The 8978-nt window shown below is 67.3% G+C and carries 9 protein-coding genes and 1 pseudogene; 3 read left to right on the top strand and 7 right to left on the bottom strand.

Annotation, left to right across the window (positions count from 1 at the left end; all coding sequences use genetic code 11):
• The 4 genes and pseudogenes from BJF87_RS15480 to BJF87_RS15465 all read right to left on the bottom strand — a co-directional run.
• Nucleotides 1-202, bottom strand: a pseudogene (locus tag BJF87_RS15480) (arsenical-resistance protein); the annotation flags it as partial.
• Nucleotides 199-561, bottom strand: coding sequence for a helix-turn-helix transcriptional regulator (locus BJF87_RS15475; RefSeq protein WP_075863486.1), 363 nt, complete (start codon nt 559-561; stop codon nt 199-201). The gene BJF87_RS15475 and the pseudogene BJF87_RS15480, both read right to left, overlap by 4 nt.
• A 280-nt stretch (nt 562-841) precedes the next feature.
• Entirely contained in the window at nt 842-1504 is a 663-nt protein-coding gene (locus tag BJF87_RS15470; RefSeq protein ID WP_187346512.1) for a fasciclin domain-containing protein, read from the bottom strand.
• A gap of 315 nt (nt 1505-1819) precedes the next feature.
• A complete protein-coding gene (locus BJF87_RS15465) occupies nt 1820-2479 on the bottom strand; it encodes a fasciclin domain-containing protein (protein ID WP_006360793.1) in 660 nt (219 codons plus the stop codon).
• A 153-nt stretch (nt 2480-2632) separates the two neighbouring features.
• Between BJF87_RS15465 and BJF87_RS15460 the strand changes: the two genes are divergently transcribed.
• Nucleotides 2633-4177, top strand: coding sequence for a molybdopterin-dependent oxidoreductase (locus tag BJF87_RS15460; protein WP_006360792.1), 1545 nt, complete (start codon nt 2633-2635; stop codon nt 4175-4177).
• 1 nt (nt 4178) lies between these two features.
• Here the strand turns inward: BJF87_RS15460 and BJF87_RS15455 are convergent, their stop codons facing one another.
• Nucleotides 4179-4778: a DUF664 domain-containing protein gene (locus BJF87_RS15455; RefSeq protein WP_081724877.1), complete on the bottom strand. Its 600-nt coding sequence runs from the start codon at nt 4776-4778 to the stop codon at nt 4179-4181.
• A gap of 116 nt (nt 4779-4894) precedes the next feature.
• Here BJF87_RS15455 and BJF87_RS15450 point away from each other — a divergent pair, with 116 nt between their 5' ends.
• A complete protein-coding gene (locus BJF87_RS15450) occupies nt 4895-5512 on the top strand; it encodes a pyridoxamine 5'-phosphate oxidase family protein (protein ID WP_035755784.1) in 618 nt (205 codons plus the stop codon).
• Nucleotides 5513-5740: 228 nt separating this feature from the next.
• On the opposite strand, the gene BJF87_RS15445 is transcribed toward BJF87_RS15450, so the two are convergent.
• Complete coding sequence (locus tag BJF87_RS15445; RefSeq protein WP_006360789.1) at nt 5741-7315, bottom strand: AMP-binding protein; 1575 nt, start codon at nt 7313-7315, stop codon at nt 5741-5743.
• 95 nt (nt 7316-7410) lie between these two features.
• Here BJF87_RS15445 and BJF87_RS15440 point away from each other — a divergent pair, with 95 nt between their 5' ends.
• A complete protein-coding gene (locus BJF87_RS15440) occupies nt 7411-8214 on the top strand; it encodes a LuxR C-terminal-related transcriptional regulator (protein WP_035755772.1) in 804 nt (267 codons plus the stop codon).
• Between the two features lie 263 nt (nt 8215-8477).
• On the opposite strand, the gene BJF87_RS15435 is transcribed toward BJF87_RS15440, so the two are convergent.
• Complete coding sequence (locus BJF87_RS15435; protein WP_075863485.1) at nt 8478-8753, bottom strand: Rho termination factor N-terminal domain-containing protein; 276 nt, start codon at nt 8751-8753, stop codon at nt 8478-8480.
• Nucleotides 8754-8978: the final 225 nt, after the last annotated feature.

Raw genomic sequence — 8978 nt, 5'->3', positions numbered from 1 at the left:
GCACCGGATACATCATGATCAGCAATCCGAGGGCGATCGGCAGCGAGATGCCGTCGAGCTCGACCGCCGCCAAAGTGTCACCCAGGCCGGGGACGACTCGACCGAGCAGCAGTCCGGCGACCATCGCGGCGCCGATCCACACCGGCAGAAACCGGTCCAGCGTCGACAACTTGCCCGCGACTGCGGTGTCGGTGGCGGTCACTGGTCCGCCTCACACGAGCGGGTTTCCCCCACGACCGTGGCGAGATCCCGCAGCAGGTCCGACAGTTGTTGCAGCGCTTCGGTGTTCACCCGGTAGTACACCCAGGTCGCGCGGCGCTCGCTGGTCACCAGACCTGCCTGGCGCAGCACCTTCAGGTGATGCGAGATCGTCGGCTGTGACAGTTCGAACGGTCCGGAGATGTCGCACACGCACGCCTCGCCGCCCGGATGCGCGGCGACCTCGGACAGCAACCGCAGCCGAACCGGATCCGCAAGCGCCTTCAACAATGGGGTGACAGCCCCGGTCTCGTCACCACTCAGGCCGCGGCCCGGTGACAGCAGGAGATTCTTATTCGACACGCGTCAATATTGACATACGTCGATTCAGGCGACAAGACGCCCGCGACCGAGGCGGGCGCGCATGCCCAGAACGACCGGAGTTCTGATCGGGGTCGCAGCTTCTGACGCACGCACGCCGATTCCCTGAACGAGCGTCGTCGTTCAGGGAATCGGCGCGTGGTCTCACACTGCCGGGTTGCCCGGCCGGCCGGTGTATCGGCTGGTCATCGGTGTCCGCGGAGTCCCGACTCATCCGCGTCCGGGGCGTGTCAGCCCACCGATGTTGTTGCTGTCGTGGGTCTTACGAGGCCGGCGGGGTCAGCACGGCGTCGATCAGGTAGACCTGGGCGTTCGAGGTGGTGACGCCACCGCACACGATGCCCGCGTCGTTGACCTTGAGGTTGTCGCCCTCGCCGCTCACAGTGAGCTTCTTGCCCTCGAGGGTGGTGTGCTCGCCGAGAGCCTTGTCGGGGGTCGCCTGGCCCTCGACGACGTGGTAGGTCAGGATGCTGGTCAGCAGGTCTTTGTCGGTCTTGAGCTGCTCGACGGTCTCCGGCGGCAGCTTGGCGAACGCATCGTCGGTCGGGGCGAAGACGGTGTACTCACCGTTGTTCAGCGTCTCGACGAGGTTGACGTCGGGGTTCAGCTGGCCGGACAGAGCGGCGGTCAGCGTGGTGAGCTCGGGGTTGTTCGACGCGGCGGTGGCAACCGGGACGGTGGCCATTCCGGCGATCGACGCGGGGCCGGACGGATTGGCTTCGGCGTAGGCCGCGCAACCCGGGCCGACGAGGTTCGCAGCCGGGTCAGCGGCGGCTGCGCTCGTGGTCATCGAGCTCATACCGGTTGCTGCGCTGGTGGTTTCGCTCGACGAGTCGGAATCGTCACTCGAACAGCCGGCGATCACGCCGACGGCGAGGACCAGTCCGGTCACCGCTCCTGCGATACGGGGAACACGCTTGATCATCGTTGATCCAATCTCTCCGAGAGGGTTTCGGCTGCATTGAATGGCAGCCTCACAGGTGCATTCGGCACCGTGTGAGAACTGGATGGGTCAGATTGCCCGTCATTTCTGGCGTCCACGCCGCAGACCGGCCCTGGGACTCGGGGCTTGGTGCCATGGAGGTCTGGCCGTAGCCGGATGGTCGAGTGCTGAACGCACACATGACGGTTCCCTGGAGGAGGGGCGTCCTCATCCAGGGAACCGGCAGATTCTATCTTGGCAGCGGTTCGAGGTTCGGGGTGCGTAACCCGTTGCCCGCGAGCCGATGTGCTCCGAAAACTACTCTGCAGCAGGCGGCGTAAGGACCGTGTCGATCATGTAGACCTGCGCGTTGGCGGTGGCGACTCCACCACAGACCACGCTCGAGTCGTTGACCTTGAGCATGTCCGGCGATCCGGTCACGGTCACGGTCTGACCCTCGAGGGTCTTGTGCTCACCGACGATCTTGTCCGGCGTGGCCTGGCCCGAAACCACGTGGTAGGTAAGGATCTTGGTCAACAGATCCGAGTCGGTCTTGAGCTGCTCGACGGTTTCGGCCGGCAGCTTGGCGAAAGCCGCGTCGGTGGGTGCGAAGACCGTGTACTCACCGTTGTTGAGTGTGTCGACCAGGTTCACATCCGGATTCAGCTGCCCGGACAACGCCTGCGTCAGTGTCTTAAGTTCGGGGTTGTTCGATGCCGCAGTGGCGACCGGGTCCATTGCCATCCCGGAAACCGAGCCCGCGCCAGACGGATTGGCCGAAGCGTAGTCCGCGCAGCCGGGGCCGACCGGTCCGCTCGCGGTGTCGGCGGACTGGCTGGTCATCTCCGACATGGCAGTGGTGGTGGAAGCGCTGCTGGCCGAGTCGGTGTCGTCGCTGGAACACCCGGCGATGACGCCGACGGCCAGCACCAGCCCGGACGCCGCGACCACGAGGCGCTGAATTTGTTTGATGGCCATGGTCCATCCAATCTAGTAGGTCGTTGTCCGACCGTCCGGCCGAACTCAGGTGTCATTCGCGGCTCGAGTCGTCGCGGATTGGTCCGGTGCCGGATTGATCCAATCCGACCGCTGTCGCCGCGCGAACTCCCCTCGGAGGAAACGGAGCTGACAATGGTGCAAGTGTTTCGAGAGTCGACGGTGCGGGCAGCGGTGTCCGGGGTTGTCGCCGTGGCAGGAGGCCTGGCCGTCGGCGAACTCGTCGCGATCGGTATCTCGCAATTCGCGTCACCGTATCGCGCGGTCGCGGCGTTCCTCGTCGACCATGCGCCTGCATTTGCCCGCGAGTTCGCGATAGACCGGTTCGGAACCGCCGACAAGCCAGCGTTGCTGGCAGGCATGGCGTTGGCGATCCTGCTGATCGCCGTGGCTGCCGGGGTGTTGCAAGTCAAGCGCCCGCCCGTCGGGGTACTGATCGTCCTGGCCTTCGCGGCCGTCGGCGTGGTTGCCGCGTTGACCCGACCCACGGTGGAGGTGTCCTACGCCGCGCCGCCGGTCGCCGCCGGCCTGGTGGCCGTGGGTGTGCTGGTGGTGCTGGGGCGCGGGAGTGCCGTCGGAGACGAGTCCGAAGAGGACGCGTCCCGTTCAGAGGGGTGGTCTCGCCGCCAGTTCGTCGGTGCGGTCGGGATCGTTGTCGTGACGGGCGCGGTGTGCGCCGGCCTGGCCCGGCGTGCCGCGGACACCGGTGGCGCTCTCGCCGAACGCGTGCGGCTTCGGCTGCCGCGCGCGATTTCGGCGAGCAGACCGGTTCCGCCGGGTACCGAGTTGCGGATCGATGGGGTGACACCGTTCGTGACCGGCAACCGCGAGTTCTACCGGATCGACACCGCGCTCCAGGTCCCGCAGCTGACCACCGCGGATTGGCGGTTGCGGATTCACGGGATGGTGGACCGCGAGATGACGCTGAGGTGGGACGATCTGCAGTCGATGCCCGCTATCGAGCGGATCATCACGCTCACATGCGTGTCCAACGAGGTGGGCGGCGACCTCGCCGGGAACGCTCGCTGGCTGGGATACTCGATGCGCGACATCCTCGCCGAGGTCGGGGTACACGCCGAAGCCGACATGCTGCTGGCCACCAGCGTCGACGGATGGACGTCGGGAAGCCCGCTCGAGGCGATCCGGGACGGCCGCGATGCGCTGCTCGCCGTCGGGATGAACGGAGAACCGCTACCCATCGAGCACGGATACCCCGTGCGGCAGTTGATCCCCGGTCTCTACGGTTATGTGTCGGCGTGCAAGTGGGTCGTCGACTGGGAGATCACCCGCTTCGATCGTGCCGAGGCCTATTGGACCCAGCGGGGCTGGGGCGTGCGCGGACCGATCAAGACGGCGTCGCGGATCGATCGGCCCGCGCCGCTGTCGACGACGCCCGCGGGGCCGGTGGTCGTCGCGGGCACCGCGTGGGCGCAGCATCGGGGAATCCGTTCGGTGGAAGTCCGCGTCGACGACGGACCGTGGAACCCGGCCGAGCTCGCCACCGAGTACTCGACCGACACCTGGCGGCAGTGGACATGGACCTGGGACGCCACGCCCGGGCGGCACACGTTGTACTGCCGCGCGACCGACGCCACCGGCGCGACGCAGCCGGAGGAGCGGGTGCCGCCCATCCCGGAGGGCGCCACCGGTTGGCACAGTCGGGCGGTGACCATCGAGTGAGCTACTGCATCCACTCGGCGTCGGCCCAGTCCTGACCCTCGGAGATGGCGCCCATGGTGGTCTGCCCGTCGAGGGCTTCGCGGATGATGTCGGCGTGTCCGCAGTGGTGAGAGGTCTCGCGGAGCAGGTGCAGGATCATGGTGCGGATCGTGGACCACTCGCGCTCGGGCGCCCAGGGCGCGGTGGGCTGGGGGATGACCTCGTCGAGGCTCTCGGCGTCGGCGATCACGCGGTCGAATCGAGCGGCGTTGCGGTCGTAGGCCTCGAGCCAGCCGGCGAGGGTCTCCCCCTCGACCAACTCGTACTCGGTTGCCGCGCGGCTCATGTCGAATTCGGCGTTCTCGTCGCGTTCGGTGATGATCGTGGCGGCGTTCTCCTCCCCGTTGGCGAGGTGCTTGATCAGAGCGCCGATGGTCAGTGTGCTGACCGTGGACTGCTTGCGAGCCTGCTCGTCGGAGAGATTGCGGGCGGAGATCTTGAGCAGGTTGCGCTGGTCCTGCAGTAGCGTGAGGAGTTCGAGCTTCTCGCCGGTGACGTCGACGCTGAGTTCTGCGGTGGTGTAGGTGCCCATGGTGTTCTCCGGTTCGTCGTTGATGATCATTCGTGCTGGTGAGAACCACGTTACGACCCATTGCGGACAGCTTCGGTCCTCGTTACAGAGGGATATGGCGGCTATATCGGTTGAGCCGGCGGCGACCGTGCCCGACGATGGGCGCCATGACATCTCCGCTCGACGCGCTCACCCGGAAGCCCGCCCGTGCCACCGACCGCGCCGCACTCGACGAACTCCTCGACCAGGCGAAGGTCGGAACCCTCAGCACGGTCGTCGACGGGCTGCCGTGGTCGGTGCCGATGCTGTTCGCCCGCGACGGGGACGACATCCTGCTGCACGGATCGACCGGGGCCGGCGCGCTGCGGCACGTCGCGACCGGTGCGCCCGTTGCGTTCACGGTGTTCGTGATGGACGGACTCGTCATCGCGGACACCCTCTTCGACCACTCCGCCAACTATCGGTCGGCAGTCGTGCGGGGTGTTCTCGAGCCGGTCGACGACGCGAAGTCGGTGCTGGAGGTGTTGTCGGACAAGCTCATTCCGGGCCGTGTCGCCGAAGTCCGGAAGACGACGCGCAAAGAACTCGCTGCCACGGTCGCACTGCGGCTGCCGATCGTCGACGGCCAGTGGATCGCGAAGGCGCGGACGGGCGGACCTGGTGTCGAGTCCGCGGACTGGACCGGCGTCGTACCGATGAGAACGGTCTACGACGCGCCGATCACGTATTCCGGTGCGACTCCCCCGGATTCGGTTCTGGCGTTGGCAGAACCTCCGGCCGGGTAGCGTCGACCGTCGCACGTCGTGGGAGCCGGCCGACGGGTCATCCGGGGGCGAATGACCCGCCGGCCGAAGGTTCGCGACATTGCGAACCGAGATCGAGGTCACCGGGCCGACCGGATTGCGGTAGCCGGCCGCGATGCTCGATGGTGACGCGGCCCAGCGGAAGGGGGGCACCCGCTGGGTCGCGCGCGTGGAAGACCGCGTCCCGGGATCGCCGGGACGCGGTCGGCTCTATCCCTTGCGCAGCAGGAACCGCTGGATCTTGCCGCTGGGGGTCTTGGGGAGAGCGTCGACGAAGTGCACGGTGCGCGGGTACGCGTGCGCGGCGAACTCGGTCTTCACCAGCTGCTGCAGCTCCTTCTCCAGGGCCTCGGTGCCCTCGATGCCGGGAGCGAGGACGACGAACGCCTCGATGACCTCGCCGCGCAGTTCGTCGGGTCGCCCGACCACCGCGACGTCGATCACCGACGGGTGCGTGATCAGTACGCTCTCCACATCGAAGGGGCCGATGCGGTAGCCGGCCATGATGATCACGTCGTCGTCGCGCGCGGAGAAGAAGTAGCGGCCTTCCTCGTCGGCGCGGCCGGTGTCGCCGGTGAGGTACCAGCGGCGGTCCTCGGTGAACCGGGCGGCGGTCTTGTCCGGGGCGTCGAGGTAACCGCTGAACCACATGAGCGGGCTGGCGGGGACGTCGATCGCGATCTGGCCGTCGACGATGCCGGCGGCGAAACCGGGCATCGGCTTGCCCATCGAGCCGGGGACGAGCGTCTCGTAGACGTCGGAGTGCCAGTGGTTGTTGATGAACATGCCGTGCTCGGTCTGGCCGTAGTGATCGCGGACCTCGGTGCCGAGTGCCTGCTGGGCCCAGCCGATGACGTCGGGGGTCAGGGGCTCGCCGGCCGACGACGCGCGTCGCAGCGCGAAGCCGGTGATCCGCGGATCCTTGCTCAGGGTGCGGTAGACCGTCGGTGCCGCGGCGAAGTTCGTGACTCCGAGACCGCCGAGGATCTGCGCGGTGAGCTCGGGGCTGAAGCCGGCGTGGAGCAGCAGGTTGCGGTGTCCGGTGGCCAGCGGGCCGAGGACGCCGTAGTAGAGGCCGTAGGCCCAACCCGGGTCGGCGGCGTTCCAGAAGACGTCGTCGTCACGGACGTCGAGGCCGTAGTGCATGTAGGCGACGAACGAGGCGAGTGCCTTGACCGGCACCGGCACACCCTTGGGCGCACCGGTGGTACCGCTGGTGAAGAGCAGGATCAGCGCGCCGTCGCCACCGACGGCCACCGACTCGGCGATCGGCTCGTTCGAGGAAACCAGCTGCTCGAATTCTTCTCCGGCGACGATCGCTCGAATCCCGTCGATGCCCTCGAGCTTCGACGCCTGGCTCGGTTCGGTGATCACGACCTTCGCCTTGCCGGACGTCAGGCGCATCTCGATGGCAGGGGTGGCGAAGGCGGTGAACAGCGGGATGTAGACGGCGCCGAGGCGGGCGATGGCCAGCAGTGACACGACCAGCTCTTCGCGCTTGCCCATGAGGACGCCGACGGTGTCGCCACGGCCGACGCCGAGATCGGCCAGCGCCGATGCGAAGCGCTTGGACCGCTCGGCGAGGTCGCCGTAGGTCACGTCGGTGGTGATCGGCGCGGGGGCCGAGTCGGCGTCCGCGGAGGCCTCGACCTCGATCACGGTGAACGCGACCGCGTCGGGATCGTGGTCGTCGACGAGGAGTGCCGCCGCGTTGGCATCGGGCGCCCCGTAGATTGCCAACCAGCGGTCGACCATGTGGGTGGGGGTCATGGTGGCCTGTGTCATCGTGAACCTCGCTCTTGACTGAGTAAGCTGAGTCACAGTGTGATGCGCTGTATGTAGTCCCTGCCACCCTCCGAAGAGGGGGATAGAGAGGTGAGATGCCCGAGCCGTTGAGCGGGATCGTCACCGACGCGTTGCGACGGGTGCGCAAATCGAGCGGAGTGCCCCTGGCCTTCGCCGGCGTCGTCAACAATTCGACGAGCCTGCGCCTCCAGCATTTCGCCGGCAACCATGCAGGTGCGCTGGCCGGACTCTCGGTCGACGTCGGGCACGGGCTGGGCGGCAAGGTCGTCTCGCTGAACCGGCCGATGGTGGTCGAGGACTACCTACGCACCCCGCACATCACCCACCGCTACAACACGCTCATCGAACGTGAGGGACTCCGCGCGATGATGGCCGCGCCGATCATCGTCAACCGGACGCCGGTCGCGGTCATCTACGGCGCGCTGCACACCCCCGATCCGATCGGTGGCCGCATGCTCGACGTCCTGGCCGCCGAGGCGCGCGCCGTCGAGCAGGAGATCGTGGCCTCGCGGGCCCGGCTGGAGCACGGAGCCCAGAGCGAGGACGAGCTGCGCGACCGGATGACCGCCGCCTACGCGCGGCTGCGCTCGCTGGTCGACACCGTCGACGACGCCCGTCTCGCCGAACAACTCGCCGCCGTCACCGATTTCCTGCTGGCCGAGGCCGCCGCCGACTCGGCCGTGGTCGAGCTGACCGGACGCGAACAGGACGTGCTGTCGCTCGCCGCGCTCGGCTACTCGAATGCGCGGATCGCCGAGGCCCTCGGCCTGACCGTGCACACGGTCAAGAGCTACATGAAGGATGCGATGCGCAAGCTCGACGCGTCGTCGCGCCTCGAGGCCGTGGTCGCCGCCCGGCGCGCCGGCCTGCTGCCCTGACGCGATCGGTAGCAAGCACGCGGATATAGCGCGCATTCTCTCTACGTATCGCGGTGGCGGAGGTCACGCACGCACCCCCGGAATAGATCCGGGAGGGTCGCAGTTGAAGAGCTCGACGGTGACGGATTCAAGCCCCGGGCCTCAACCCTTTTGCCGCTTCGAGCGGCCACTCGCCGAGAGGCGCATTGACCGGCATCGTCCTTCAACACGCCGAAGCCGCCGACCCCACAAGGGACGGCGGCTTCGGTGCTGTCAGCGTCGTGTCAGTGGCTGCGTAGCTTCTCGATCAGCTCGTCCTTCTTCAGGTCGGAGTACCCGCTGATGTCGAGTTCCTTCGCGCGGTCCTTGAGCTCGTCGACGGTCCAGTCCTCGTAGGAACCGGATGTGCCGCCGCTGCGCCCCACGTCCGACCGGGAGCTGTTGGCCGCGGCATTGGCGATGCGCGCGGACTTCTCCTTCGAGTTGCCCTCGTCGCGCAGCTTCTCGTAGAGCTCGTCATCCTTGACCGACGGTCCCGGGTCGCGCTTCTTCTCCGCCATGTCTGCCTCCTCGTGGTCGACACAATCGGTTCTCCCACGGGCGTGCCCGGTCGCGGGTACAACCAAACCTGAGCCGGGCAGTGCACACCAACCGCGCGACTACCTGCAGTTAACGTTGTTGACCACGAGTGGACGGTAATGGCGGGTACGGATAAGGTTGTGACGATGTGTCCGGTAAGGGCGAATCCTGTCGCCACGGCCGGGAACACAGACGAGCACGAACGC

It is taken from the genome of Gordonia sp. CNJ-863 (assembly GCF_001942325.1).
GTDB classification, from domain to species: domain Bacteria; phylum Actinomycetota; class Actinomycetes; order Mycobacteriales; family Mycobacteriaceae; genus Gordonia; species Gordonia alkanivorans.
Note: the sequence above shows the minus strand (reverse complement) of the source record. Positions and strands in the feature narration are given on the sequence as shown.

Coding starts and splice junctions, on each gene's coding strand:
- BJF87_RS15470 (WP_187346512.1), bottom strand. CDS start 1,504: ATGATCAAGCGTGTTCCCCGTATCGCAGGAGCGGTGACCGGACTGGTC.
- BJF87_RS15465 (WP_006360793.1), bottom strand. CDS start 2,479: ATGGCCATCAAACAAATTCAGCGCCTCGTGGTCGCGGCGTCCGGGCTG.
- BJF87_RS15460 (WP_006360792.1), top strand. CDS start 2,633: ATGGTGCAAGTGTTTCGAGAGTCGACGGTGCGGGCAGCGGTGTCCGGG.
- BJF87_RS15455 (WP_081724877.1), bottom strand. CDS start 4,778: ATGATCATCAACGACGAACCGGAGAACACCATGGGCACCTACACCACC.
- BJF87_RS15450 (WP_035755784.1), top strand. CDS start 4,895: ATGACATCTCCGCTCGACGCGCTCACCCGGAAGCCCGCCCGTGCCACC.
- BJF87_RS15445 (WP_006360789.1), bottom strand. CDS start 7,315: ATGACACAGGCCACCATGACCCCCACCCACATGGTCGACCGCTGGTTG.
- BJF87_RS15440 (WP_035755772.1), top strand. CDS start 7,411: ATGCCCGAGCCGTTGAGCGGGATCGTCACCGACGCGTTGCGACGGGTG.
- BJF87_RS15435 (WP_075863485.1), bottom strand. CDS start 8,753: ATGGCGGAGAAGAAGCGCGACCCGGGACCGTCGGTCAAGGATGACGAG.